General features: G+C 43.2%; 23 protein-coding genes and 2 pseudogenes. 14 read left to right on the top strand and 11 right to left on the bottom strand.

All coding sequences use genetic code 11. The features are described 5' to 3' along the window. Nucleotides 1-180: 180 nt before the first annotated feature. From ACX6CI_RS14455 to ACX6CI_RS14430, 6 genes and pseudogenes are all read right to left on the bottom strand, one after another. On the bottom strand, nt 181-531 hold the full coding sequence (locus ACX6CI_RS14455) for a putative quinol monooxygenase (RefSeq protein ID WP_458778471.1): 351 nt from the start codon (nt 529-531) through the stop codon (nt 181-183). A 305-nt stretch (nt 532-836) separates the two neighbouring features. Then, nucleotides 837-1,079 carry a dissimilatory sulfite reductase D family protein gene (locus tag ACX6CI_RS14450; protein ID WP_458774349.1) on the bottom strand — a complete coding sequence of 81 codons (243 nt, stop codon included), beginning with the start codon at nt 1,077-1,079 and terminating at the stop codon, nt 837-839. Between the two features lie 395 nt (nt 1,080-1,474). Beyond that, the gene (locus ACX6CI_RS14445; protein ID WP_458774348.1) at nt 1,475-2,956 is read right to left on the bottom strand and encodes a sigma-54 interaction domain-containing protein; all 1,482 of its coding nucleotides are present in this window, start codon (nt 2,954-2,956) and stop codon (nt 1,475-1,477) included. 326 nt (nt 2,957-3,282) lie between these two features. Next, a pseudogene (locus ACX6CI_RS14440) lies at nt 3,283-3,495 on the bottom strand (DnaJ domain-containing protein); the annotation flags it as partial. Continuing rightward, nucleotides 3,485-4,393 carry a GGDEF domain-containing protein gene (locus ACX6CI_RS14435; protein ID WP_458774347.1) on the bottom strand — a complete coding sequence of 303 codons (909 nt, stop codon included), beginning with the start codon at nt 4,391-4,393 and terminating at the stop codon, nt 3,485-3,487. The pseudogene ACX6CI_RS14440 and the gene ACX6CI_RS14435, both read right to left, overlap by 11 nt. 329 nt (nt 4,394-4,722) lie before the next feature. Beyond that, nucleotides 4,723-5,157 carry a hypothetical protein gene (locus ACX6CI_RS14430; protein WP_458774346.1) on the bottom strand — a complete coding sequence of 145 codons (435 nt, stop codon included), beginning with the start codon at nt 5,155-5,157 and terminating at the stop codon, nt 4,723-4,725. Between the two features lie 2,008 nt (nt 5,158-7,165). Between ACX6CI_RS14430 and ACX6CI_RS14425 the strand changes: the two genes are divergently transcribed. The 3 genes from ACX6CI_RS14425 to ACX6CI_RS14415 all read left to right on the top strand — a co-directional run bounded on the left by ACX6CI_RS14425 (nt 7,166) and on the right by ACX6CI_RS14415 (nt 10,944). Continuing rightward, the gene (locus ACX6CI_RS14425) at nt 7,166-7,384 is read left to right on the top strand and encodes a hypothetical protein (protein WP_458774345.1); all 219 of its coding nucleotides are present in this window, start codon (nt 7,166-7,168) and stop codon (nt 7,382-7,384) included. An 18-nt stretch (nt 7,385-7,402) separates the two neighbouring features. Continuing rightward, complete coding sequence (locus tag ACX6CI_RS14420) at nt 7,403-7,558, top strand: hypothetical protein (RefSeq protein ID WP_458774344.1); 156 nt, start codon at nt 7,403-7,405, stop codon at nt 7,556-7,558. A gap of 254 nt (nt 7,559-7,812) precedes the next feature. Further along, nucleotides 7,813-10,944 carry a hybrid sensor histidine kinase/response regulator gene (locus tag ACX6CI_RS14415; RefSeq protein ID WP_458774343.1) on the top strand — a complete coding sequence of 1,044 codons (3,132 nt, stop codon included), beginning with the start codon at nt 7,813-7,815 and terminating at the stop codon, nt 10,942-10,944. Nucleotides 10,945-11,128: 184 nt separating this feature from the next. Here ACX6CI_RS14415 and ACX6CI_RS14410 read toward each other — a convergent pair. Next, nucleotides 11,129-11,485: pseudogene (locus tag ACX6CI_RS14410) on the bottom strand (transposase); the annotation flags it as partial. Nucleotides 11,486-11,787: 302 nt separating this feature from the next. Between ACX6CI_RS14410 and ACX6CI_RS14405 the strand changes: the two are divergent. Genes ACX6CI_RS14405 through ACX6CI_RS14390 form a run of 4 tightly spaced genes read left to right on the top strand, consistent with a single transcriptional unit; the run spans nt 11,788 to nt 13,624 of the window. Then, nucleotides 11,788-12,348: an RNA polymerase sigma factor gene (locus tag ACX6CI_RS14405; RefSeq protein WP_458774342.1), complete on the top strand. Its 561-nt coding sequence runs from the start codon at nt 11,788-11,790 to the stop codon at nt 12,346-12,348. Further along, on the top strand, nt 12,341-12,556 hold the full coding sequence (locus tag ACX6CI_RS14400; RefSeq protein WP_458774341.1) for a hypothetical protein: 216 nt from the start codon (nt 12,341-12,343) through the stop codon (nt 12,554-12,556). Before ACX6CI_RS14405 ends, ACX6CI_RS14400 begins: the two co-directional genes overlap by 8 nt. A 53-nt stretch (nt 12,557-12,609) precedes the next feature. Then, the gene (gene lepB / locus ACX6CI_RS14395; RefSeq protein WP_458774340.1) at nt 12,610-13,386 is read left to right on the top strand and encodes a signal peptidase I; all 777 of its coding nucleotides are present in this window, start codon (nt 12,610-12,612) and stop codon (nt 13,384-13,386) included. Further along, the gene (locus tag ACX6CI_RS14390) at nt 13,376-13,624 is read left to right on the top strand and encodes a hypothetical protein (RefSeq protein ID WP_458774339.1); all 249 of its coding nucleotides are present in this window, start codon (nt 13,376-13,378) and stop codon (nt 13,622-13,624) included. The genes lepB and ACX6CI_RS14390 overlap by 11 nt, the downstream gene beginning before the upstream one ends. A 99-nt stretch (nt 13,625-13,723) precedes the next feature. Here ACX6CI_RS14390 and ACX6CI_RS14385 read toward each other — a convergent pair whose 3' ends face one another. Both ACX6CI_RS14385 and ACX6CI_RS14380 read right to left on the bottom strand, forming a co-directional pair. After that, on the bottom strand, nt 13,724-14,266 hold the full coding sequence (locus ACX6CI_RS14385; protein ID WP_458774338.1) for a YbhB/YbcL family Raf kinase inhibitor-like protein: 543 nt from the start codon (nt 14,264-14,266) through the stop codon (nt 13,724-13,726). 135 nt (nt 14,267-14,401) lie between these two features. Further along, entirely contained in the window at nt 14,402-15,298 is an 897-nt protein-coding gene (locus tag ACX6CI_RS14380; RefSeq protein ID WP_458774337.1) for a helix-turn-helix transcriptional regulator, read from the bottom strand. Between the two features lie 187 nt (nt 15,299-15,485). On the opposite strand from ACX6CI_RS14380, the gene ACX6CI_RS14375 reads away from it, so the two are divergent. After that, nucleotides 15,486-15,626: a hypothetical protein gene (locus ACX6CI_RS14375; RefSeq protein WP_458774335.1), complete on the top strand. Its 141-nt coding sequence runs from the start codon at nt 15,486-15,488 to the stop codon at nt 15,624-15,626. On the opposite strand, the gene ACX6CI_RS14370 is transcribed toward ACX6CI_RS14375, so the two are convergent. Continuing rightward, nucleotides 15,627-15,812, bottom strand: a complete 186-nt coding sequence (locus ACX6CI_RS14370; protein WP_458774334.1) for a hypothetical protein — start codon at nt 15,810-15,812, stop codon at nt 15,627-15,629. Between the two features lie 280 nt (nt 15,813-16,092). Here ACX6CI_RS14370 and ACX6CI_RS14365 point away from each other — a divergent pair, with 280 nt between their 5' ends. Genes ACX6CI_RS14365 through ACX6CI_RS14350 form a run of 4 tightly spaced genes read left to right on the top strand, consistent with a single transcriptional unit; the run spans nt 16,093 to nt 20,827 of the window. Next, nucleotides 16,093-16,764, top strand: coding sequence for a cobalamin B12-binding domain-containing protein (locus ACX6CI_RS14365; protein ID WP_458774333.1), 672 nt, complete (start codon nt 16,093-16,095; stop codon nt 16,762-16,764). Next, nucleotides 16,761-17,792 (top strand): uroporphyrinogen decarboxylase family protein, encoded by a 1,032-nt coding sequence (locus tag ACX6CI_RS14360; protein WP_458774332.1) that lies wholly within the window; start codon nt 16,761-16,763, stop codon nt 17,790-17,792. The genes ACX6CI_RS14365 and ACX6CI_RS14360 overlap by 4 nt, the downstream gene beginning before the upstream one ends. Continuing rightward, entirely contained in the window at nt 17,782-18,405 is a 624-nt protein-coding gene (locus ACX6CI_RS14355) for a DUF1638 domain-containing protein (protein WP_458774331.1), read from the top strand. Before ACX6CI_RS14360 ends, ACX6CI_RS14355 begins: the two co-directional genes overlap by 11 nt. Beyond that, nucleotides 18,395-20,827, top strand: coding sequence for a hybrid sensor histidine kinase/response regulator (locus ACX6CI_RS14350; protein ID WP_458774330.1), 2,433 nt, complete (start codon nt 18,395-18,397; stop codon nt 20,825-20,827). The genes ACX6CI_RS14355 and ACX6CI_RS14350 overlap by 11 nt, the downstream gene beginning before the upstream one ends. Before the next feature lie 204 nt (nt 20,828-21,031). On the opposite strand, the gene ACX6CI_RS14345 is transcribed toward ACX6CI_RS14350, so the two are convergent. Continuing rightward, entirely contained in the window at nt 21,032-23,050 is a 2,019-nt protein-coding gene (locus tag ACX6CI_RS14345) for a beta-galactosidase (RefSeq protein ID WP_458774329.1), read from the bottom strand. 420 nt (nt 23,051-23,470) lie between these two features. Between ACX6CI_RS14345 and ACX6CI_RS14340 the strand changes: the two genes are divergently transcribed. Together ACX6CI_RS14340 and ACX6CI_RS14335 are read left to right on the top strand one after the other, a co-directional pair. Further along, on the top strand, nt 23,471-24,478 hold the full coding sequence (locus ACX6CI_RS14340) for a LacI family DNA-binding transcriptional regulator (protein ID WP_458774328.1): 1,008 nt from the start codon (nt 23,471-23,473) through the stop codon (nt 24,476-24,478). After that, the gene (locus ACX6CI_RS14335) at nt 24,478-25,524 is read left to right on the top strand and encodes a UDP-glucose--hexose-1-phosphate uridylyltransferase (RefSeq protein ID WP_458778470.1); all 1,047 of its coding nucleotides are present in this window, start codon (nt 24,478-24,480) and stop codon (nt 25,522-25,524) included. The genes ACX6CI_RS14340 and ACX6CI_RS14335 overlap by 1 nt, the downstream gene beginning before the upstream one ends.

Here is a 25,524-nt window from a genome sequence, read left to right as displayed (position 1 = left end):
AAGGTAGTGATATAACACTGCTCAATGCAGTCTGGAGTGGTGCAGCCACTAGAAATATAGCGTTAATCGAGTTTCTCTCTGTGCTCCCGGGAATGGCTTTTGACGTAAAAGTAGAAGCCACTCTCCGTCGTCAAACTGAGGACTGTTGTAGTGCAAAGACAGGACGATTTGCTGAATACCTCATAGTATTGTCCAGTTTTTATCGCCTTTAGCCTTTCGCACTGATCGCACTGCACTCATTCCTTCCACCAGGGAGACCGTAAAAATCTGAACCTCAACCGGTTTGCTGAGCAAAATTCTGGCACCAAGCAGCACACTGAACTGATCTGAACTCAAATGGCTATCGGCATGTTTTCGAGTTTTCCATTCTGACATCAGCGTAAAAACCGACTTGTCTTCAATGTCGTTGTAAATTCCATGACCAAGGAGTCCGTTGCCGTTAGTTGGAGGTTCAACCATTGAGAGGAGCGTTTGTAGCACTTCCTTTTGCTTCTCTGGTAAACTGTTCAGAACTGTCCTGACAATTATCATCGTATTCTGGCTCACAGCATTAGGTGAAAGGATTGTCTGATGACCCATCCCCTTGTTATTTGGAAAAAGAAAAATGATACTTCAACTATCTGGTACTTATTCTAAAATTGGAACATAAGGTTCCATTTACATTGCAGTCATGTATTACAACTTCTGGTCTATGATAAAATTGATCACAACACCCAAACAACATGATTTTAATTGTCAGGCAGTTGAGCCCCGGTCCAAAGAGTGAGTACCGAGACTACGTGTTCCCCCCTTGTGTGTCGATTTTCAACAAGGAAACATTTTTATGAAAATAGTAGCTAGATCCCTCCAGAGCTTTCTTCATTCTTGATTCGACTCTTCAGGGCATACATGGTAGTTGAGCCAGATGACCAAAACATCAATTTGCCCTCTTTCACAAGGTCATTGGCCAAGTTTTTTAACTGACGTGGTTTTGTCTCAGGATCACAGCTATAGAAGTCCTTAATGTACAATTGTGATTTTTTAGATGTTTCAGCTTTTTTTAGAATTGCGGCTTTTAAATCTTCTTTTGATAATTGCATTTTGAGCCTCTCTGGAATTTGAATTCGACAACAAATTATTTATCAATAGATGCCGGAGCTGAGATGTACTGCCAGTCAAAGATTCCGATGTTCTCTTTGATAAATGCGCCTTCTTGGAAGAATTATTTAGTGTTGGCTATTCTCTTCTTTAAGTAGCAACCTTTGAGCCAATTGGACAAAACACTCGAAACTGAGTGTATCTGCATTGATTATGGGTGATTAAAGAGAACTACTTGTATGTGATGAATCCAACAGAGGAGGAAAAAGTGATCATATATGACCAGTCTGTCATATATGACCTTTATAATCTTCGCGGACTTTGGTGTACTGAGAGGAAAGGGACTCTCCTTGGAATCCCACTGCTGGCGAGGGTTTAGCAGGTTTACAAAACGAACTCAGGGCTTTTGGATATTAAGCTTACGCATTCGGGCACGGAGAGTACTGCGATCAATATCAAGGATTTCAGCAGCACTGTTTTTGCCGCTGACTTTCCAGCCGGTCTGGTTAAGCACCCTAAGGATATAATCTTTTTCAACCGCCTGCAGTGTTCTTTGACTAGCAGCGAGATCTTTAAACGATTTTTTCAATTCATCAACAAGGTGAAGTTTCGGACCAGATGAGTCGATCACTGCCCTTTCAAGGACATTTTCCAGCTCCCGAACATTGCCAGGCCAATGATACTGTTGCAGTTCATTCATTACATGTGTAGGGATGATTTCTATGGTCTTGCCCAATCGCTTGGTAATTTTCTTTACATAAAATTGAACCAGTAGAGGAATATCTCCCAGACGATCACGGAGAGGTGGGAGCGTAATGGGAAAGACATTGAGTCTATACCAGAGATCTTCCCTGAATCTTTTATTATTCACCTCCTCTTCCAGATTACGGTTGGTGGCTGCAATAATACGGACATCAACAGTGCGGGTCTCTGAACTACCGAGTCTTTCAAATTTCCCGTTCTCAATGACCTGGAGCAGTTTTGGCTGTGATTCCAGGGGGAGTTCACCTATTTCATCCAAAAAAAGAGTTGCTCCATTTGCTACTTCAAAGCGCCCTTTTCTGCAGGACTGTGCCCCGGTAAAGGCGCCTTTTTCGTGACCAAAAAGTTCACTTTCAATGAGATTTGCAGGTAGCGCAGCACAGTTCATCTTGACCAGGGCCCGGTTTTTTCTCTTACTTAAACTGTGAATTGCTCTGGCTACCAGCTCCTTACCAGTACCAGTTTCGCCCAAGATCAAGACACTGGTATCGGTGGCTGCGATTTGCTCAACCTTATAAAAGACGTAATTGATTTCATCACTGTGGCCAATGATGTTGTCATGGTTGAACTCAAGTTTAATCTCCTCCTGGAGATAAGCGCGCTCTGCCTCTAGCTGATCCTTGAGCCGTTGGACCTGTACAAGAGTAGTCTCAGTGACTTGTTTGCTTTTTTCTGCATTTTCCTGTGCGGTTCTTAGCTCGACAGTCCGCTCAGCAACAGCTTCCTCAAGGTGTCTCTTGTAGTATTCTCGTTCGGTCACATCCTCAATTGATAATAAAATAAGACGAGTTTTATTCTCCTTGCTATAAATTCGCCTGGCATTCAAGTGCATTATCTTGAAGCCAATGTTATCAAAGGTATGTTCAACTTCAAAGTCCTTAAACACAGTATTCTGAGGAAGAATAGACTCCAGCAGTTCTCTCAAGCGTGGAATATTCCATTGATGATTGCCAAGATCATAGAGAATGGTTCCCACCGTCTCGTCTGGGTTGACGTCAAAGATGGTGTAAAAAGCCTGGTTGGCCTTAATTACCCTGAAATTGACATCGAGCACCAACAGGGGCTCACGAACTGACCCTAAGATATCATCGAATATTTGCAGAAAGGCTTTTTCCATAAATAATTCTCAATGGCTTTGAGCCGGGAAGCGTTGTGTTGCACTGAATATAATTCAATACATATTTGAAATAATCGATATCAAGTTGTGAGATATGAAACATTCAGACTACGAAGTATCTCTTGATAATTTTACCTTACTTTCATACTGTTAGCAATCTGCCTGCTCACACCATTGCATCTTTCGCTGATTTGAAGGATAGGTTTTAAGCCGTATACCAGAGGGCGGTAAATTATGATATAGTGTGCAGGCCATGGCAAAGGAGATGCCAAATGAAGTGATCATATTTCAGTCGGGAGGAGCTAGCCTACTTTCTCTCAATTTTTGCCATAGGTGTCATAAAGTTTTCGCTTCTCAGGATCTTTTAATACCTCTTTTGCTTCATTAAGTTCTCTGAATTTTTCATCACCATCACTCTCTTTACAGGTATCAGGGTGGTATTTGAATGCGAGTTTTCTGTAGGCTCGATCTATATCATTATTCTCAGCATCCTTTGCAACGCCAAGTATTTTATAATAATTTTTACTGTTACCTTCCATTATCCATTTCTCTTTTGGTCTCTGAAACCCGATTTTTCCCGCTGCTTTTGGCTCTATATAGAGCGGTATCTGCGTCCTTCACAAAATCTTGAGACGTTTTAATTTCGTTGTCTCCATATGATGCCACTCCTATGCTGACAGTTACCTCCCTACCATCAGGCAGCTGCTCGGCCATTTTTATCCTTATTCTTTCTGCAATAATTGATGCTTCATAAATATCTGTGCAGGGGAGGATTATTGCAAATTCTTCTCCACCGTAGCGACAACAAATATCGGAATCCCTGGCTTCAACGAGCAATGATCCTGCCATTACGTTGAGCACTCTATCACCCTCTTGATGACCGTAGGTATCATTGACGGTCTTAAAATCATCGATATCTATCAACAATAGTGAAATTATCGTCTCGTATCGTTGTGATCGTCTTACCTCGAGGTCTATTTGCTGATAAAAGTAGGTATGGTTAAACAATCCAGTCAAACCATCTCGAAGGGACAGTTCTACTATCTCTTCAATAACGGTTTCGCATACCACTGTTGGCGAATTCATCCTGTAGGTGACATTTGAAAGATAATCCAGTGCCGCAACTACAATCCTAATATTTCTTCCTAACAATATTGATACCTGCTTCTTGTGCTGGATTATTTCAATCCACAGGTTTTCTGCTATTTCTGCAGGAAAGTGCTGATGGGAAATGGCGTAAAGAAGGTCAGGGTAAAATAATTGACCACGCTTTTTCTTTATTTCATCTAGCCGATGTATCTCTTTTTTTGTGAGCGGTCGGTCCCCCGAAAATGCGGAAACCAGCTCAGCTGTGAGAGTGGTCTTCCCAAGAATCTCACGCCGCCGATCAGCATCAGTTTCGAGAAGAGATGATGGGCTACTGTTTGTTTCTACCATGCTTTGAAGCCATTAAATTTATCCTGCACTGTGTTGTTCGCTCGTATTATTGCAACACTCCTCTGAGTTCATCTCCCTGTATGCTTTTTTTTGCGTGTGTTTTCAGTAGATTTATCCCAAACAGCATGTGGCGCGAATAAAATTATCTCAATACTTTTGTCTCATTCATCAACCCTCGACGCCACTTCAATGAATACATTGGCATTACTTCCTTCAAAAAAACCATGATTCAGTTATTGGGTTACCCTCCCAAATACGTTTACTCTTAATTTGAATTGCGGGTTACGCCGGAAGTCGGGCTCACGTTAGGCTGTTTCCTGATTCTGCTTTTATCTTTTTGCTCTTGTTTTTCTTGCCACCCTTGTCTCCCATGATACTGTTCCTCGCTCAGTTGTTTTCTCTGAAGAACGACCGCTTAGATCGCCATAAGGATATCGTCCGTCATCCTCACCGTGAGTGTCTACCATATTATGCTCATTGTGAAGTGACTCTATACTCATTGAAAGCTCAGCTTGAAGTTCTCTCAAGCTATTTAGTAGACCATTATCAAGATCCTTCCACTGATGTTCACCCGCTTTGTATCGATATCTAAGGTCACTATTGATTTGATCTATTTTCAATTCCAAATGGGCGATATGCTCATCATGTCTGTCTTTTTTCTCGCCTGTAAAAGCCATTCCTCGAACTCTGAACCGGGCCAATGCAGCCCTTGCAAGAGCGATGTCAGCTTTTATCTTGACTATAAATGTTTTTTCACTTCTCATGCCATGTCTCCATTGTGTGTTCATCGCTTTGTAATTCGACAAACATTTTCACTCAACAAGCACGGATGCTGATGGCTGTTACATATTTTTGATATCTTCAACATCAGACTCGACGTTGTAATATAAAGAGCAAGTAGAATGCCAGCTCAGATTAAATCAGAGGCAATAGAGGTATCAGTCTGTTTTGTTGGCCGTATTTCGCTACAGAAATTAGCAAGGCCGATTACGAGAGCCTTCAGCAAAGGTCATATTTGTCCAATAGGTTATATCTGACCATTAGAGGTTGGTGAGTGCACATCGGTATTATATAGCGGTAGGCAGGTAACTCTTCTAAAACCTATTTTTTAAGCCTTTTCCTTGTGAGAAATACCAGTAATACTATCAGCGTAACAGCTGTCAATGTCCATAGCCACATATCCTCTCCTCCATTACCATAGTCATCATCCCTTGAAACTAGGCTCAATTTAAATTTGTTTCTATAGCCTAGGGAACTGATTGCAAAACCATAAATTCATAAAATATATAGCAAACTTCGCTCCAGATTCAGCCACCCCTCAATATGTATTCAACCTACTAATTTAAAAGTACATTCCAGCAATGATGATTGGTCATGAATTGGATTCCAGGTATGGTTGATGGTTTCACTTGACCAATAGGTCATATCTGACCCATTGATACCTTGCGGAAGTAACCCCAGAGTTCATTTATGTGGAGATGTATGAAGGAAAATGAGGAAACGTAAAATTTCACCCGTTGATTTCGTGTCTATTGCGAGTCAGGTACTAGTTCGATACACCTGCAGGTAAATACATGTTTAAAAAACAGAGTTAGAATATGAATGTTTTATTTGAAACTGAAATCGTAGATGTTTCCTAGGCTCCTCATTATTGATTCTAACATTTGGATATTAGTGCTTACTTAGTGGTTAGGATTTGTGAAATGTTCGAATCAGGATACTATGGAGCTGAAGAAAAATCTGCCTTTCAAAAAGATCCTAATTGGTGTGCTTCAAAATCTTGGTGGGGAGTTGGCTGTTATTGGCTGTTTTTCATTAGACGATTATTAGACGTTTAAAATGAAATAGATCCAGATTAAACGAAATAAGTAGGGGTGAAACGAAATCGCTGTTTTTGTTAACTCATTAATATTCTTTAATAACGGCAGGTTGGGCTGGCCTCTGTTTTTAAGGTCGGATGACTTGGGAGCAGGAGGTCAGCTTTAAAGAGGACATTGGATATTATAATCTCTCGATTTTATAGTGTGTTACAAATTCCCAGCACCCTACCTCCAATTTCTGGACTTCCTGCCTTGGCAATAAGTAGGCAGGGTACCTGAATTCTGGCTTGTCAGAGATAAGGAAGTTTGATCTTGCCATATCAAATATAAACAACCAGGTACTTCTGCTTGACTGATACAGTCCATTATCGAAAATGAATACGTGCATGAAAACCTAACAGAAAAAATCGAGCCTGCAATTCTAGCTTCTCCATGAAAACCTTCTTAGTGAGTAGCTGAGTAGACTGCACACCTTCGTGATGGCAATATTAACATGTGGAGCAGGGTATTCCTGTATCTCCTGATACAGATTGTTTTGGAGATGAAAAACAACTGAAAATGACATTAGGGGGTTGGTTTGAGAATGTTCCTACGGAACTGTACCATTGTGATGATTGTTAACTAACTGATATTTTATAAATAGTGGGTGTACCAGTGGCAGGTGGGCATATGAAAAAACAGGTTGCCTTTTCGCTTCAAAAATGGGTCCTAAAAAGTTTATCGATTAAATTAACATGCTGAAATAAAGAATTTTATGAGATTTTCCCTTATAGGGATTAGCGCGTTAGGTCTAGCGGACCGCAATGATAAACGCTAGGGCTCGCAATCAAGTAAGGTCTGGGCTCACATTATTTGACAATAGGAATGCTCGACCTATAGAATTAGCCTTGTTTTCAGGTCCATACGAGGACTAAAAGCAACCGACCAGGATACCTACGAATACTCCAAAACTATGGAGTTGTACTGTCTTGCGCAAGCTGCAGGGCAGGCTAAAACCACATTTGTAGACGGTTCGAAATACCCTCTCTATACTCTTCTGTTTTATGACTTAAGGGCGCTTGAAGATTTACATGCAATAATACGCATTGAACCTGTTAAAGAGCGAGACAAGGTAATGATGGGAATGCCTGAGACTATAGGAATTTCTCCCTCCAAGCCATTCTTCCACTAAAGCGAACAAAAGGCAGCTATGGAGCAAGGTGCGATTGATGCTTATCACTACATTCAGGACCTTGCAGCTGAGCACCATGAGCAGAATATCTATTGGCCGGATCGCAACTGGAGCTTTGTCATGGTACCCGACGAAAAGTCTGGCTTTCCCATAAAAGGGGGTGGTCGCGACTGATTTAAGATTCCGAAATAATACGTTTTTATCTTAATATGTTCTACATGGACTAGCGTGTTGGATATTACTTGTTTGCCGATTGGTTCATGCAAGATTCCAAACTTTCTCACCCAGATTTACGAAATTCATTTTCAAACCTGAGCATTGACTTTTCACTAATACTCTGAACATAATAAATAGAATTTCCCTTTATTTTGAATAGATTTATTTGGTGTCCAGAATTTTAAGCCTATAGTAAAAATGATGGAATCCTAATGGCTAATAAGCAAATTGAACCTGTTATATTTCCGGCCACATTTTTGTATCGATTTGTTCTTTTGCTCGCCCCTCTAGTGGTTCTTTTTTTGACAATTTCTCTCTTTATTTATCATCTTGAGACGGCAAACCACCGCGAACTTGTTGCCAATAAGGAAAAAGTCGTGGTGCGTACGGGCCTGCAACTGATACATGATACCATCGATCCTATTCAGGCCGACCTGGGTTTCCTTGCGGAAATCTGCAGTAACAATCTTTTACAAGCACAGAATAAACATCAGAGCAAAGCCGCGATTAAGAGACTGGAGGATATATTCCTTTCTTTAGCTAAAAACCATCCAGTTTACGACCAAGTGCGGCTTTTAGACAAAAACGGAATGGAGCAAATCAGGGTCAACTTCGGTGAGGATGTCCCTGTTGTTGTCCCGCCAGAACTCCTGCAGGACAAGGGTAAACGCTATTATTTCTGGGACACAATTCAGTTGAAAAAGGGCGAGGTATTTATCTCTCCACTGGATCTCAATATAGAAAATCGTGAAATTGAATATCCCTTAAAACCTATGCTTCGCGTGGGTCAGGTGGTCGTAGACAACCAAGGAAATAAACTCGGGGCTGTTATTTTGAATTATAAGGGCCAGGAGATGCTTGACAAGATCCATAATTGGGCTCTTACGCAGCCAGGCGACCTTATGTTGCTCAACAGCGAAGGTTATTGGCTGCACGGAAAAAATCGTGAACAGGAGTGGGGCTTTATGTTCCCGGGACGGAAATCGTTTTGTCTAAAAACTATAGCCCCGGATCTGTGGAACAATTCAATCGATGGGGGAGAGACAGGTCAGGTAACAACAGAGGACGGTCTGTTCACCTTTACAACGGTTCGTCCTTTGCGCAAAGGATATGTTTCAAGTACAGGATCTGCGAGTGCTACAGGCAAAAGCAGCCGGATTTTGAACGGGGATGATTATTACTGGAAAATCGTTTCACAGGTGCCCACCGCAGCATTAGATTCATCCATTGCCGAGCTGAAACGAAACTTTCGCTGGGCGATTATTGCTGGTGTCCTCCTTATTGGCGGATTTTCTGGTGTTCTGACCATGGCACAGATACGAAAAAAAATGGCCGACCTGGCTCTGCGTCAAGCCAATGAGCAGCTTGAGCACAAAGTAACCCAGCGTACAGAAGAATTGTCGGAACGAAATAGTCAATTAGAGGTGGAAATAGATCGTCGTGTACTGACAGAAAATGCCCTGGCCATGAGTGAAGAACGATATCGCGCTATTATGGAATCCATGGATGACGATGTCTATGTTACATCCAGTGACTACCAGGTAATCTATGCAAATCCGAATCTGGAACGGCGATTATTCGATGATCGGTCGTTTTGCTATACGGCACTGTATAATCGGCAAAGTCCTTGTCCGTGGTGCAAAATATCTGAGGTGTTGTCCGGCCAGAAAGTAATCTATGAGCTGCAATCTCCAAATGACGGAAAAATATACCATATCAGCAACACTCCAATAAGCTACCAAGAGGATAATAAAGGCAAGTTAACAATTGCAAGAGACATCTCCGAAGTCCGCAGGACCCAACATGCTTTGGCGACGAGCGAACGTCGTAATAGCACGCTTTTGGAAAATATGCGTGAAGGCGTTGTCGTGATCGATCGAAAAGGACTTATCAGCTACTGTAACAACCAATTTGCGCAGATGCTCGGATACAGTGTGGAAGAAGTTATCGGTTGCGAATATGGGGCTTTTCTTGACGAAGACAATAATAAAATTGTACAGCAGCAGTTGATCCTTCGAAAAAGCAATATTACAACGTCCTACGAATTAATCTGGCAGCAAAAAAACAGAACTCCGTTACTCACTGAAATTTCGCCATCGGTGCTGCGTAATGAAAAAGGTGAGTTCACAGGGAGCTTTGGTCTGGTCACCGATATTACAAAGCAGAAAGTCGCTGAAGAAGAGAGAAAGTCGCTGGAGAATCAATTGTTGCAGGCCCAGAAAATGGAATCTATCGGAACGTTGGCAGGGGGCATTGCCCATGATTTCAACAATATTCTCTCAGCCATCCTCGGGTACACCGAATTGGCAATTGCCAGAGTACAATCGGATAAAAATTTGGTCGATGACCTTCGTGAAGTATATTCAGCTGGAATACGTGCAAAAGATCTGGTCCAGCAGATATTGGCCTTTTCCCGGCAATCAGAAGAGACCATGAAACCTATTCAGATTGATATAATCGTCAGAGAAGTACTGAAATTAATTCGATCATCCACTCCAACAACAATTGAAATCAGGCAGAACATTACCTGCGATTCTATAATCATGGGTAATACGATACAAATACACCAGATAATGATGAACCTCTGTACTAACGCTGTACATGCCATGGAAAAATCCGGTGGTATTTTGGGTGTCGCCTTACAGGATGTAAGCATCGATGCATTATCACCTATGATTAACGAAGGATTGCAACCTGCAGAATATGTCAGGATAAAAGTATCGGATTCTGGAACTGGTATTGCGCCCGATGCAATCAAATCAATTTTCGATCCCTATTATACGACCAAAGCTCAAGGTGAAGGAACCGGCTTGGGACTCTCTTTGGTACACGGTATAGTTGAAAAAAGTGGTGGTAAGGTGAGAGTTGAAAGCCAACTCGGAATAGGGACCACCTTCAGCGTTTATTTGCCAATAACTAAAAAGCGTCAGGTGCAGCAATCATTTGAGCAGGAGGAACTCCCGAAAGGTATCGAGCGGATCTTATTCGTCGATGATGAAGCCCCCTTAGCCAGGATAGGTGGCAGAGTGTTTGAGAGTCTGGGGTACACAGTCACTATAAGAACCAGTAGTATTGAGGCACTGGAGCTCTTCAAATCAAAATCAAAGGATTTCGATCTGATCATTACCGACATGACCATGCCAAATATGTCAGGTGATGCCCTCGCTATTGAATGTATGGCTGTCCGACCGGATATTCCAATAATTCTTTGCACCGGCTATAGTAAAAAAATATCAGCTGAATCAGCATCAGAAATTGGTTTTAAGGCGTTTATTTATAAACCTTTTGTCAAGAAAGATCTGGCGGAAACGGTACGGGGAGTTTTGGATCTTGCGAAGGATTAACCGTTTGGTATCTTGAAAAATGTCATGTTTAGATAGGGTCTTTTCATACTAAGGAATGTGTGAATTGTATCATAATCATGTTGCTCCCAAAACCTAACAGCATTTATAACGTCTGAAGATAACGCTTACCCATGAACTGGACAGTACTATGGATCAGTAGCTCATATTCTCTTGCTTTAGGTCCGTGTAGTTCGATTGAAATCTGGAGTATTCTTTTAATTCCCTTCTCACCAATTCTTTTGCGAAATAGAACGAGCTTGGTTGGGTGACAAGGAAACTTTCATTTGAAAAATACTTCGCCACAGAAATATTGGTAGTAACCATTTTCCACCCACCTTTCTACAGCGGACTCATCAGACAAGTTACGTAACTGCTTCAAGATAAGTAATCCTACCATCAAGCGGATTGGATGCGCATTCCTGCCAATATCTGAATAGAGTGTAGAAAATTCATGCTCTAATTCTTCCCAGGGTATCGTATTGCCTAAACGATATAGTGGATGCTTGGGATTTAACTGATCAGCTAACCGCTGATTAAACATATCCAGTTGACGATGGTCTGGGCTCTTACCTTTCATTTTCGCCTCATAAACGTGGTTAAAATTGCAAGGTTATGGGGGGGATATTACCATTTATTTGCAATTTCAGTACTCGTGTTATGAGGTATTGTTCATTTATATCAATATGTTGATTGGTTTCTCAGCGGCGACTAGTTAACAAACTACTTATCCCGTTATCGGGATTAGAAATGTACTTATTGATAGGGGCAAACCGGGAACCTTTTCGATTTTTCTGCGTATATACATGTAACAGACAACGATTAATCCAGTTGGAGATGAACTGCATGCAGGAAGACAGACAAATAATTCGATCGATCAAAGCGGGTGATGTTGAGGCCTACGCCCTGCTGGTGGAAAAATATCATCGGCAGCTGCTGTCCTATATTTTCCATCTCGTTCTGGATCGTGAGATCACTGAAGATATAAGTCAGGAGGTGTTTCTTAGTGTGTATAAATCACTGCCCGATTTCGATGAGGATCGTGGTACACCCTTTGCTGCCTGGTTGTTTATCTGTGCCAGAAATCAGGTAAAGAGTGCTGTACGAAAGAAAAAAATCCATGATTATCTAACGTGCGCTTTTATTAAAGAACCTGAGGATAGCAAACCGTCAGCATTGCAAATGATAATTGGCCGAGAGGAATCGCAGGCCTTGAGGGACTGTTTACATCGGCTTGATGAACCGTACCGTTCCACGTTGCTCGGCAGCATTGATGGCTATTCGATTCAGGCTCTTGCCGATAAAGACAAGATTGCTCCAGGAACTGTCAAATCCCGTCTCTTCCGGGCGAGAAATCGACTTACCATATTGCTTAAAGAATATTTTGGAGGGTATGAAAATGAGTAAATATCGAGTTCCTGCTGATTTCACCGAAAGGGTGATGCGTAGCGTACGAAAATATGAAAACAAGCGCAAAACAGAGGACGCAAAGAATACAGACTTCCTTAGTATTCCGCTGCTGCGTTGGGGGATATCCTGCTCAGCAATACTGCTGGCAATAACCCAACTGGCACGTTTGGGCTGTAGTCTGTTATTGCCGGTTCTGTGCCATTGATATCCAGCGCCAAAGAATGCTCCTTAGCCATCAATAACTTCAAGGTAAACGTAATGAAAAACGAACATAGTCCACGACGTACATTATATGCCGGTCTACTGGCATGTTGCATACCTGGTCTCGGCCAAGTCTATAATGGTGAGCTGATCAAGGCTGCCTGTTTTCTACTTTTTTTTCTGACTGTTCCACAAATTATCTTGCACGCAGCTGGATTTCTGCCTGCCGGATACTTGCTTGTTATTGTTGTTCTCGCTATTGTCTCGGCAATCGGTGTTTACCTCTGGGCAATTATTGACGCAGTAAAGACCAGTACACGACTACAGATTCAGTATATTACCAGAGCGTACAATTCTGGAATTGTCTATTTAGCCGTGTTCATTTTTGGGTGGATCTGTCTTGGTATCACTGAAAATTATGCTCGTACACGGATTGTCGCTCCCTATAAAATAGTTAGTCGCAGCATGGGGCCGGCTGTTTTGCAGGGTGACTATGTCTTTGTCGACAGGATGATCTACCGGCATGGTCCGGTTAAGGTTGGTGACATTATCATCCATGTCTATCCGGATGACCGCAGCATGGTTTATATTCGGCGGGTGGCGGCTCTGCCGGGTGAGAGTGTCACCTATGCAGATGGTACCACGGCGACAGCTCCCCATGGCTCGGTGCTTGTTTCCGGTGGCGACAATGGGATTGAGCATACCGATAGCCGTGATTTTGGTCCGATTGATCTGAGGGATCTTGTTGGCAGGGTACAGCAAATCTATTTTTCTATAGGCCCATCTGGAGTTCGCTGGAATCGGATAGGCAAGGTCATCGAAGGTGAGAAGTAATACCTGGGTAATGGGGTGTACTGAAGCGGAAAATGCCTTGGTAGGTGTCTCCCTTTTTCAAATGAATGATCTGAAATTGCCCACCATTGCAATGATCACCAATCATCTTCAAGGCGGTAATATGACGACCGGTAAGCCTCTTCTGCATCACATACGACTTTTGAACATTATGTCTAAAGCATCCTGCAACTTTATCGTATTCAGCAGCATGAAAATATCGATTATAGTCTCAGGTTAAGACCGTAGAGTTGGTGTCTGGGAGGAATGGTCGAGCAGATGCGGCGCTTCCACGCAGGACGGATCAGGATGGAAGCGCCAAAAAGGCTAGAGGATCGGATTATCTACCGAATTTTACAGTGAGCTCGGCTTTTCCCAGCTTGTGCATGTTCAGGAAGTAGCCCACCATTGCTCCTGAAGCCTCTGCGTCAAGATCAATATGGTCAGTGTCAAGAGCCCAGACCATAAACTGGTATCTGTGTGGTGTGTCTCCCTCAGGAGGACAAGCTCCACCGTAGCCTGAGGTCCCAAAATCAGTCCTGCTCTGGGTCATACCGTTTGCTTCTGGGTTGACGCTTGCGTTTGTGGGCAGGCCGGTTGCGTTTGACGGTATATTGAAGGCGATCCAGTGCCACCAGCCACTGCCGGTTGGGGCATCAGGGTCATACACCGTTACGGCATAACTCTTTGTTCCCTCTGGTCCATTTTCCCAGTTCAATTCCGGGGAAATGTTGGCTCCAGTGCAGCCAAAGCCATTTAGTACCTGCTCCATGGGCATTGTCTCTCCATCTTTGAGTTGGGGGCTTGTGACGGTGAAATCAGCAGCCATTGCACTGTTTGCTAAAAAAAATGGTATTGCCGCATGGATGAGTAGACGTTTCATAGGTATCTCCTTTTTCTGTTGCCGGGATCTTACTCCCTGTTGCATTGTAGCTGTTGACAAGGATGATACTTTGCTGACATTTTTCTGCTGTTCTCTATGGCTCAAAGGTTATCGCTATCGGTGCAATTATGAACATTACCGTAAGGCAATTAGTGGAGCTTGACCCATTTCCTCCTTCATAGTGCTGGGGCTTCGCCCGTATCGTTTTCTGAAAAGCTGGCTGAAATGAGAGACATTTTCAAAACCAACCGCAAAGCAGGCCTCACTCACATTGGTTTCAGAGCTTAAAAGCAGTGCCCGTGCCTCCTCAAGCCTGCGATTTGTAACCCATTGTCTGGGGCTCTCCTGAAAGAGGTTTTGAAAATCACGTTTAAACGAAGAGAGTGAGCGACCAGAGAGCTGGGCCAGCTCTTCGATCTTCAGGGGCTTTCTAAAATAATCCTCCATGATATCGAGTAGGTTTTGCTTACGTATGGAGTGCAGCTGATGGAGAAAGGATCGAAAAAGTTGGTTACTGTCTTCATCGATTATAAGTAAAAGCAACTCTTCAAGTTTAAGTTTCAACAGGCTCCCTGAGTTGTTACTGGTATGAATGAAGTAGGGTAGCAGTGATTGGATGGAGGAAAGCAGCAGAGGTGTCTGGTGGATTCTGAAAATTGGCTCATCGGGACCAGCTTTAACTGCAGTTGGCAGTGGCGCATGCCGTTTAAGAAAGCGATGTAAAAAACTGTCATCAAGGCAGAATACAAGTGTTCTGTACTCATCACTGGAGGTAAGTATCTCTGAGAAGAGGTAGCTCCCTCGCCGTGCAAAAAACGCGTGTCCGGCTCTGATATGTAAATCCCGATCAGGGAGGTGGATGATTTTTTCACCTCGCAGTACAACTACAAAGAGGTAGGTGGTGACAAGTATTCTGATATTGCGGGCTTCTCTTGAGGTTCTGTATTCGACACAGGTGACATCATCGACATGAAGGCTCTGCATCTCAGTATTGGATGCGAGAAACCGCGGAATGACAAGCTCTGTTTCCATCTTCTCTTTTTATTTGCAATGTGAAAGGTTTGAGTAGGGAGCAGCAGGAGCATACCGTATCTTTTCTATGCCTGCTACGCTATTTGCAAGAATTAACCTGATCTCTACTTCCTGAGACTGGTGTAATGGTTGTCTGTAAATTGAAAAATCGTGAATAAAAAAATGTCAGGTAAAGAAGTAGAGCCAGTTGAAAATTCTGAAAATTAATAACAGCAGCCCAAAGCATGTTGCTCTTTTCCAAGATTATCTTGTCAGTGAGCATCCTGATATGATGGAGCATCCATCATCAAAAGTCCAGGTTCACCGCATTTACGCATCACTGCAATGACTAAATCAAAGTTCTGACGATCAATTTCCTCAAGATTTTTTTTATTTTTTTTTCGTTTTTAGCAAACAGTTCCGTCGTTTCACCAAATTGTTTCTGTTCGTCACTGAAATCCTCAGGAGTGAACACGCTTTCGCTTGGCATATTCACAATCAGGTATTCTCCGCCTTTTAATTGTTTTGCAGTCATTTGTTACCTCACAGAGGCAAATTTGGCAAAATTTCGCCAGATAGTCAGTTAAAGATAAGCATTACGGACTAATTGATAGATGGAACAATGTGGTGGTTAACATTGCAGCAAAACCAGTTGGAGCTCAAGCCACTTTGTATGATAGTGTCTTTTAATTGACATTAAAAAATGATAACATTTATACAATGCCAGATATCGGCCAGAAATCGAGAGCTAAGGATATGTTAATAAATCTGACCATAGCATTTTGCCCCTGGAAAAGGATAAGGAGATAGCAACAATGGATATTCAGCATGCTTTAATAGAACTGATTCAGAAAGCTGATCGCCACAGTGCAAGTCTGCTTCTTGATACCTGGGCAGATGAACACGGGTATGATCGGTTACTTAAAGATGTTTTGGAACCAACGCTTCTGCTCATTGGTGAGGAATGGCGAACTGCAGAAAATTTTACCTTGGCTCAATCCTATATGGCGGCAAAAGTAGCAGAAGATGCGCTGTTAAAAGCGGCAGAGCATAAAAAGGATGGTAATAAAATACTGCCAACTAAAGGACCAGTGGTTATTGGCAATATCGAAGACGACTTCCACTCGTTAGGCCGACGCATGATTGGTACCTTCCTGCAAGCAGATGGCTGGATCGTGGAGGATCTTGGCAACGATGTACTCGCTAAAGAGTTTGTGGATAAGGCTGTTGAGATAGGTGCCCGGGTAATCGGTGTTTCTGCCATGATGCGGACCACCGCTCATAATATCAAACAGCTGAGGGCAGAATTAGACCAGCGGGAACTGACAGGCCGTATTCAGCTCGCTGTAGGTGGCGCAGTTTTCTTGGTTTGCCCTGGACTTGATCTGGAAGTTGGAGGTGATGGAACGACTCGTACTGCCATTGACGCTCCGGTTCTTTTCCAGCGTCTCTGGGACGCATCACTTTTATCGGAGGATTCGTCATGAACTGTTTCGAAAGAATTGATGGAACACTTCAAGGCAACCCCTTGGATCGAAGGGCTTTTATTCCGGTGTTGAGTCTATATGGAGCACGATTGACTGATTGTCCCCTTGATCAATACTACTCTGATCCGGAAGCATATACTGCCGGACAGGTTGCAGTAAACAATGAGTTTAAACCGGATGTCCTTTTTGGCCCCTTTGCCTTTGCTTTGGTAGGTGCAGCTTTTGGCAGTCAGATCAAGAAATCCCGTAGTAACCCACCAAACATAAGTAAACCAGCTGTTTCCTCACTAAAAGAGTGGGACCGGCTCGCCTTGCCTGACCTTGACACGAATCCTCACCTACTTTATCTTCGAAAATCCATTAGATTAATGGCAACAGAATTTGAAGGGAGGGTTCCCGTGGCAGCCTGTCTGCCGGCTCCAATAGACATCCCGGCATTGGTCTTGGGGATGGAGGGTTGGATGGAATTGTTGCTCTTTGATCCAAAAAACGCTGAGCGGGTATTGGAAAGAGTTAATCAATTTTTTGTCATGCTTACCAATACCCTGTTTGCTGAAGGTGCCATGATCGCTTTTCTGCCCTGCGGTTATGCATCCCCTGCGGTCCTCATGCGTGACACAGTAGAGCATTTACTTCGCCCAGCGCTTGACAAGGCCCTCTCCGAAATCAGCGGGCCTGCCGTACTTCATCATTGTGGTGCAACCTTTCTGGCCCACCTTGATATTCTAAAAGGACTTCCCGCGGCTGTTGGTTATGCTCTCAGCTATGAAGAAGGCCTGTCAAAGGCTCGGCAGGTACTCGGGGCCGGTCCCGTATTATTAAGTGGGCCACATGGTCCAAGCCTGGAGGTGATGGATGCTGATCAGGTGTACACTATTTGTCGATCAATTCTTAATGAGCGAGACGAAGAAAAAGATCCACATTTCATCTTAGTTTCATTGGGTGCAGATGTACCTTACAATACACCTCCAGAGAATCTGCACGCCATGCGTGAAGCGCTTGCAAAGGTAGGTTGGAATGCTGGGTAAATCTGATAATAAAGAAACATCTACGGCCATGTGTTGTGGGGTTTATAAGGATGAGATTCTGGTACTGAAAAAGCGCTATTGGCCAAATTTGACGATTAACTTTTTAAGTTCTATGCTTCATATGAGGCCGGACCTGCTGGGGGAGAAACTTTCGACCCAGCTCGAAGGAAAGAGTGCTCAGGATCAGAAAACCCTTTTGATATATGGCGATTGTTGCATGCAAATGAGTGACTTGACCAAAAGTCCTGACGTTGTTCGTGTCCATGGTCATAACTGTATTCACCAGATACTCGGGAGTAGGGAGTATAAACGACTCTCCCATGAAGGTGTTTTTTTTCTCTTACCTGAGTGGGCCAGCCGCTGGCACCATATTTTTAAAAACGAGCTGGGCCTTAATGAAGCCAATGCAGAAGGCTTAATGAGGGAAATGCACAGCAAACTTATGTATTTAGATACAGGGATAAAGCCGGTGCCAATTGAAGATTTAAAGGAGTGCTCAAGGTACTGTGGCCTCCCTTGGGAAGTCTTGCAGGTATCGCTTGAGCCTTTGCGTAAATGCATTCAGGACGCTATGGACGAGTTGCATGGATCAGGGGGGCTGCATGAGTTATGATATAATCCATCAAGACCCCACCTTTCCAGCAATGGTAATGGAAATTCTGGACAATATGTTGTCCCGTTCGGAGAATCCTGGGCAGCTTTCCAAATATTTGACCGAAGAAATTAGAGAATTAACCGGCGCTCGCTGTGTCCTGCTTATTGAGTGTATGGACGATAATCACAATCTCTTGGCCGTAAATCCAGAAAGACGTCGGGAATGGGCAGAGTCGCCGGAGACAAAACTGTTATATGAAGCCAGCCATGCATTGAACAAAACCAGCCTTTGGGAAGGGACTGAACCTTCGGATATTTCTTCTCTATTGTCCGAGAATGATTTTGCCGTATCTATAGCTGCCCCGTTACTCGCGCAAGGGACACGTATTGGCGCCATGCTTCTCCTGGGGCTGCCTGACAAACTGCATATCCAAACTGAAATACAGCTGGTGACAACACTCTCGAAAGTCTTGGCCTTAATGCTTCGCAATGCCCTGCTCTTTCGGAATCAGGAACAAACAATCGAGGAACGAACGAAAGAGCTTCGGCTCCATAGCGTTACTATTGATAATATGAAGGATGCTGTATTCTGGATCAATTCTGATTCAAGTTTTCAGCAAATTAACAACTCAGCATGCACGATGTTAGGATATTCAGAGGAGGAACTTTCCCAGCTGCGCCTCATCGATGTGTGTCCCGAGTTAACCATGGATGGCTGGCAAACCAGCTGGCTAAACCTGACAAGGTATGGAGCTGTCGAAGCTGAAATGATTTTCAGGCATCAGACAGGCAGAGAGATCCCTGTTGATATATCCGCCACCTACTTCGAGTTTGAAGGTAAGGCTTACAATTGTGCCATTGCCAGAGATATCACTGATCGTAAGCGGGTAGAGAAAGCCTTGCTTGAAAGTGAAGAACGTCTTCGTAATGTATTTACCAACTCACCCTTTCCCATCGTGGTGCATGCAGAAGATGGTCGCATTATCATGGTCAATGAGACATGGACCCAATTATCCGGATATTCACATGCTGATATCCCAACCATTGCCGACTGGACCGCAAAGGTCTATGGAGAAAAGCATGAAGAAGTCAGGGAACTGATCGAACCACTTTACAACATCAAGGAGAGAGTTGATGAGGGTGAATTTACAATCAAAACAAAGGATGGCAATACTATTGTATGGGATTTTAGCTCGGCTCCCCTAGGTGAACTTCCTAGTGGACAGAAATTAATAGTCAGCATGGCAAAAGATGTGACAGGCAAAAAAATCGCTGCAGAAGAGAAGCAGAATATGGAGATAAAACTCCAACAATCACAAAAAATGGAATCAATCGGTACTCTTGCAGGTGGTATTGCTCATGACTTTAATAATATCCTTACAGCAATCCTTGGCTATACCGAGATGGCAAGGGATGCAAGCCAACCTGGCTCAACTATTTCCGAAGATTTAGATGAGGTGTTAGAGGCCGGAAATCGTGCCAAGAGTCTCGTTCGCCAGATACTTGCTTTCAGCCGGCAAGATAATGCTGGGCGTATACACTTGCAACCGGCAAGTATTATTAAAGAGACAATAGCATTACTGCGTCCTTCATTGCCATCCACCATTGATATTACGCAAGATATTGATGCAGTAACAGGTCTTGTTTTTGTTGACCCAACTCAACTCAATCAAATATTGATGAACCTCTGCACCAATGCTTTTCATGCCATGGAAAAAACTGGTGGAAAACTGGGCATTTCAATGAAAGAGGTGAGTCTCAGCAGTGATGATCTTATACACGAACCAGATGTGGCATGTGGGAATTTTATTCAGTTCTCAATTAGCGACTCAGGCCCAGGCATAGCGCCCGCCATTAAAAATAAAATTTTTGACCCATATTTCACAACAAAAAAGGTCGGTAAGGGTACCGGGATGGGCCTCGCAACGGTCCATGGAATAGTGAAAAGTTATGGTGGGGTTATAACCGTTTACAGTGAACTTGGTGAAGGAACGGTTTTTCATGTGTTTTTGCCCGTCGAAAACAAAGGCAAAATACTGGAAAATGAAATAAATGACCAGATACCAATTGGCAGAGAAAGAATCCTTTTTGTTGACGACGAAGAAATACTTGCCACGATGGGCAAAGCCATGCTCGAGAGGCTTGGTTATCATGTAACCGTAAGAGCTAACAGTCTTGAGGCTTTAGAAACCTTTCAGAACCAACCCGATCAGTTTGATCTTATTATAACAGACCAGACTATGCCTGGTATGACAGGTAGTGACTTAAGTAGACGAATGTTACAGATTCGACCTGATATTCCCATTATCCTTTGCACAGGTTATTCCACTATTATCTCAGAGGAAAAAGCAAAATTCATGGGTATTAAGGAGTTTGCACTGAAACCATTTACCAAAAAAGATATTGGTATCTTGATTCGAAAAGTTTTGGATCCCTCGTGAATCTGATAGTCGAAGAGTGGTCCGGGGGCAGGGCTTGATTCATTACAGCATAAAACATCAGTTTAAGATTCTTTGAAAATAGTTAAGTTGATGGGATCATTTTTTTTAAAGGGAACACCGTTTCCTGCATGATATTTCTGACTCCGGTTGTTGTATTGTACATTACGACGCAACAACTCGGGTCAGATTATCAGTAAGTGACCCTTATAACGGATATTGAACAATCGCCAGATCAGCAGGCCCCACCTGCCGTTCACCCAATAGCAGTTTTCCATTCTTGAGTATTTCTGCTGGTAGAGTAACCCCATGATCATTGTAGTTTAAAAAGAACCCTAAAAAACCTTGGCGAGTGAAAAGGGTGTTATCCGGAAGAACGGGACTTTTTGGAAAGGTATATTTAATATAGCGCTCCATAAGTGTTGCGACTCCTTCTTTTTCTGCAAAACCGATATAAGAAATTCGCCCCTTTCCTTTCTTCATTGTAAAGGACGCAGTTTGCCCTTGGTAGAACTGGTCTGCATGGAGGGCGAATATTTCACTATTGTCTGGAGGTAGAACTTGTTCAGCCCAGGCCTGCCAGGTAATACTCTTTGAGTCGGCCGGTAGATCAATTTTCCCTTTATGGCCGGGAATCATAACGTCGTATCCTTGAAACACACAACCTGTCAGTTGTTCAAATCTCTGGGAATATTCTATCTCAGGAAAATGACCGTTGGTGAGCCTTGAAAAATTCCGCGGAGAAAGAATTGTATGGCCCCCCTCGGCCACATATCTACTGATGGTATCGACAAAATGATCACTGGCAAGGTCTACCAGAACAACGCAGGTAAGTTCGTAGGAGAAGATCTGTTCAATATTCTCAGGATAAATTATGTCGACTTCAAGGCCAAGCCGTTTGCATCCACGGTAAAAATATTCAAGACACTGGTGGGGAGAAAAGAGTTCACTCTGGGGATGGATGGAAAGGGCGGTAAGGCTGTCCCAGTCAATACAGAGGGCAATGCGATTTTGTGTATGGCACGCGGTCCCAGTCTTTTCACTATTTAACAGCTCTTCTAAAGATTGTAACTCTTCAGCAGTTTTTATAAAATCTTGCCCGCCAGGAGAAAGGCCCACCCCATCAAGAGTTGTAATTCCTTCATGGTACTGTTCAGATCCGCCTAACGGTTGACGATACCGATATGTATCAAGAAATTCTGCCCCATGGGCAATGGCAGTCCAGAGCCAGAGTCGTGTCGATCCGGGATAGGGTCTGACATTATGTGGCCCCCAATTCACCTGTCCTGGTTGTTGCTCCATGATGCCCCAGCGGCCGTTATGGCTTCTGGTTTTGTCATGGTTGAAGGCAATATTGTATGGATCGCCGATACGGTGGAGTTCACGGCCCTGTTGTCCATGGTATAAACCCGCCACCGGATATATGGTCAAGGTGTACAGATCAAGTCCACTTTTCACGTGACCGGCAAAATGGTGGGGATCATCCTTCATGAAATTGTGGGTTATCCACATCTTCTCATTGATGTGCTTGCGGAGAATCTCACTTTGATCTTCAAGATAGTCTGAAAGCGACAGAGAAAAAAAACGTTTAAAATCAAGCAGGGCGTGTTCATTGGGCAGGTAGGGTAAGGCGTAAGCATTTGGTAATTCAATCTGCTCAAAACTCTGATAGTTCTGAGACCAGAAATCCCCAGCCCAGTTTTTGTTCAATTCTTCTATATTTTTGTATTTGTTTTTCAGAAAATGGGTGAATTTTTGCTGGCATGAATTGCAGTAGCAACCTCCATTTTCGTAATGGCCTATTTCATTGTCTATTTGCCAACCTATAACAGCAGGATGCTGTCCATAGCGCTTTGCCATCTCTGTTGCGATACGTTCTGAAAACATTCTGAATTTTTCAGAGTTGACGCATCTATGGGCACGTGATCCATGGGTTACTCTTGCACCGGTCTCTTTAACCATGAGAATCTCAGGGTGGTTTTTAGTCATCCAGATAGGAGGCGTTGCTGTTGGAGTACACAACACAACTTTGAGATTATGTTTATCTGCAAGGTCAATAGCTCTGTTAAGCCAATGGAAATCAAATTCATCCTCGTTTGGTTGAAGATGAATCCAGGAGAACTCTGCAAGGTGGATATGCTTCATCCCACACTTACTGATGTTTTGGATATCCCTTTCCCATTGAGCTTCCGGCCATTGTTCAGGATAGTAGTAAACTCCGATCATTGTATGCTCCAGCGAAAAATAAATAATTATTTGTGAAAAACATTGACAGAATACATAAATAGTAATTTATTGCAACCACCGCAATCGTTTGCGGGAACGTTTGCGGGATCGATTGCACTAACACTTAATTACAATCTTTAGAGGTTAGTACCTGAGCCACTTGCAAAAGTGCCTTTTAGCTCAATATTTTCGTTTTATTCAAAATTTTATCCTCGGAATATTACTTATATGCCTGTGGTAAAATTTCACAAGCCTCAAGCTTGAGCGAAAATTCTATTTTTGCAAAAGACTCACCTTATACATTATTTCGAAATCGGTGCGTATCTCAGCGTTTTTAGATGAGAGATAAGCGTGGACTTCCAGATAATTTGGTGAAGGTACTTATCCTGACATATTTTATGTTTATCGGGGTTAGGTATTATGTCCAGAGCTACACTTTCAGATATTGCCAGGGAGATAGGGAGATCTACATCCACTGTATCCCGTGCCTTGAAAAATCATCCCGATATCAGCAAAGCCACTAAAGAAAAAGTAAGAGAAATTGCTGAACGCCTCGATTATTTTCCAGACACCCTTGCCCAAGGGTTTAAAAACCAGCGAACAACTACCATTGGCATAATTGTACCAGAAATTCAGCATCACTTTTTTTCCTCTGCAATCAGTGGAATAGAAGAGCTTATGTATAATGCTGGTTTTACGATCATGGTTTGTCAAAGCAACGAAGACTATGAGCGTGAAAAACTCAACCTTCGCGCCCTCGTTTCAAATAGGGTCGCCGGTCTTCTTGTTTCCCTTTCCGAGACAACCTTTGATGTCAGTCATTTCGATATATTGAAGAAAAGGAACATTCCGGTTGTCTTCTTTGATCGAACCCACAAAGACATAACTGCTACCCAGGTGGTGGTGGATGATTATCAGGGGGCTTATGAGCTTGTTACGCATCTTGTAGAGCGTGGTTATAAACGGATTGCACATATTGCCGGACCGGAAAATATCATGATCGGCAGGGAGAGAGAACGGGGGTACCGGGATGCTCTTTTGGATCTTGGTCTGGCGGTTGATGATTCTCTTATTATACGTGGGGGCTATCGTAGACGAGATGGGAGATCAGGGGCAGAAAAAATTCTTACTTTGTTGCCTGCACCGGATGCGATCTTTGCAGTTAACGATCCAGTGGCGCTTGGGGCATTTGTAGTTTTAAAAGAGAGGGGTATACGAATTCCAGAAGATATAGCACTCGCTGGTTTTTCAAACAATCCACTCTCATCTCTTATTGATCCACCCCTGACGACCGTGGATCAGTTTTCTTATAATATAGGAAAAAGTGCCGCCAAATTACTGCTGGAGCAGATTGAAAAAGGTTGTGAGAATGTACCACCAGTTACCCAGGTAGAAAAGACTAAACTCATCATCAGGAAATCCACATGATGGACGAACAGTTAAAGAATTCACGGCCCCATAGAAGATACAACCCGCTCACCGGAGAATGGCTGCTGCTTTCCCCTCAAAGGACCCAGCGACCCTGGCAGGGTAAGACTGAGGATGCCGTTTCTCAATCTGGTCAGAAGTATGACAACACGTGTTATCTATGTCCAGGAAACACACGGATGCAGGGACAAAAAAATGAAGAGTACCAGGATACCTTTGTTTTCAATAATGACTTCCAGGCACTCGCCGAATGTGATCTGGGGCATGAGAGCAACGAGGATGGATTGTTCAAAGAAGAGTCTATTGATGGAATCTGTCGAGTGGTCTGCTTTTCGAGGCGTCACGACTTGACCCTTGCCGAGATGGATTTGCCTGGCTTACTGAAGGTGGTAGATGTCTGGAAATCTCAAAGCGCAGAACTCAATAAAAAATATTGCTGGGTCCAGATTTTTGAGAATAAAGGTGAGGTAATGGGTTGTTCTAACCCACACCCCCATGGACAGATATGGGCCAGTGATTTTATTCCTGAAGAGCCCTTTAAAGAAGACCTACATCAACAAGCGTACAAAGAACAGTATAAAGAAAATCTACTGCTCAAATATATTGCCCATGAACAGCAAAAACAGGAGCGTATAGTCGTTGAGAATGACCATTGGATTTGTCTGGTGCCATATTGGGCAATCTGGCCGTTTGAGACACTGTTACTTCCAAAGCAGCATGTGCTCCGCCTTGATGATTTAGATGGGAACCAAAGTCATGATCTGGCAGCAATTATGAAAGAGTTGCTGGTGAGATATGACAATCTCTTTCAAACATCGTTTCCGTATTCGATGGGATGGCATGGAGCTCCTGCAAATGGAAAAAACAATGACCACTGGCAGCTTCATGCACATTACTATCCACCTCTACTTCGATCAGCCGATATCAAAAAGTTTATGGTTGGCTATGAAATGCTCGGTTGCCCCCAACGAGATATCCTGCCTGAGCAGGCTGCTGAAATGATCAGGTCACAATCAGGTATTCATTACAAATTAACTACCAAATAA

This window comes from Desulforhopalus glucosivorans (assembly GCF_054397165.1).
This window is presented reverse-complemented; position numbering and strand designations above follow the sequence as displayed.

Excerpts from the sequence above, each read along its gene's own strand:
- ACX6CI_RS14345 (WP_458774329.1), bottom strand. The coding sequence starts at position 23,050 with ATGATCGGAGTTTACTACTATCCTGAACAATGGCCGGAAGCTCAATGG.
- ACX6CI_RS14385 (WP_458774338.1), bottom strand. The coding sequence starts at position 14,266 with ATGAAACGTCTACTCATCCATGCGGCAATACCATTTTTTTTAGCAAAC.
- ACX6CI_RS14365 (WP_458774333.1), top strand. The coding sequence starts at position 16,093 with ATGGATATTCAGCATGCTTTAATAGAACTGATTCAGAAAGCTGATCGC.
- lepB (WP_458774340.1), top strand. The coding sequence starts at position 12,610 with ATGAAAAACGAACATAGTCCACGACGTACATTATATGCCGGTCTACTG.
- ACX6CI_RS14415 (WP_458774343.1), top strand. The coding sequence starts at position 7,813 with ATGGCTAATAAGCAAATTGAACCTGTTATATTTCCGGCCACATTTTTG.
- ACX6CI_RS14360 (WP_458774332.1), top strand. The coding sequence starts at position 16,761 with ATGAACTGTTTCGAAAGAATTGATGGAACACTTCAAGGCAACCCCTTG.
- ACX6CI_RS14435 (WP_458774347.1), bottom strand. The coding sequence starts at position 4,393 with ATGGTAGAAACAAACAGTAGCCCATCATCTCTTCTCGAAACTGATGCT.
- ACX6CI_RS14430 (WP_458774346.1), bottom strand. The coding sequence starts at position 5,157 with ATGAGAAGTGAAAAAACATTTATAGTCAAGATAAAAGCTGACATCGCT.
- ACX6CI_RS14355 (WP_458774331.1), top strand. The coding sequence starts at position 17,782 with ATGCTGGGTAAATCTGATAATAAAGAAACATCTACGGCCATGTGTTGT.
- ACX6CI_RS14335 (WP_458778470.1), top strand. The coding sequence starts at position 24,478 with ATGGACGAACAGTTAAAGAATTCACGGCCCCATAGAAGATACAACCCG.
- ACX6CI_RS14405 (WP_458774342.1), top strand. The coding sequence starts at position 11,788 with ATGCAGGAAGACAGACAAATAATTCGATCGATCAAAGCGGGTGATGTT.
- ACX6CI_RS14445 (WP_458774348.1), bottom strand. The coding sequence starts at position 2,956 with ATGGAAAAAGCCTTTCTGCAAATATTCGATGATATCTTAGGGTCAGTT.
- ACX6CI_RS14450 (WP_458774349.1), bottom strand. The coding sequence starts at position 1,079 with ATGCAATTATCAAAAGAAGATTTAAAAGCCGCAATTCTAAAAAAAGCT.
- ACX6CI_RS14370 (WP_458774334.1), bottom strand. The coding sequence starts at position 15,812 with ATGACTGCAAAACAATTAAAAGGCGGAGAATACCTGATTGTGAATATG.
- ACX6CI_RS14380 (WP_458774337.1), bottom strand. The coding sequence starts at position 15,298 with ATGGAAACAGAGCTTGTCATTCCGCGGTTTCTCGCATCCAATACTGAG.
- ACX6CI_RS14455 (WP_458778471.1), bottom strand. The coding sequence starts at position 531 with ATGATAATTGTCAGGACAGTTCTGAACAGTTTACCAGAGAAGCAAAAG.
- ACX6CI_RS14425 (WP_458774345.1), top strand. The coding sequence starts at position 7,166 with ATGGAGTTGTACTGTCTTGCGCAAGCTGCAGGGCAGGCTAAAACCACA.
- ACX6CI_RS14400 (WP_458774341.1), top strand. The coding sequence starts at position 12,341 with ATGAGTAAATATCGAGTTCCTGCTGATTTCACCGAAAGGGTGATGCGT.
- ACX6CI_RS14350 (WP_458774330.1), top strand. The coding sequence starts at position 18,395 with ATGAGTTATGATATAATCCATCAAGACCCCACCTTTCCAGCAATGGTA.
- ACX6CI_RS14420 (WP_458774344.1), top strand. The coding sequence starts at position 7,403 with ATGGAGCAAGGTGCGATTGATGCTTATCACTACATTCAGGACCTTGCA.
- ACX6CI_RS14340 (WP_458774328.1), top strand. The coding sequence starts at position 23,471 with ATGTCCAGAGCTACACTTTCAGATATTGCCAGGGAGATAGGGAGATCT.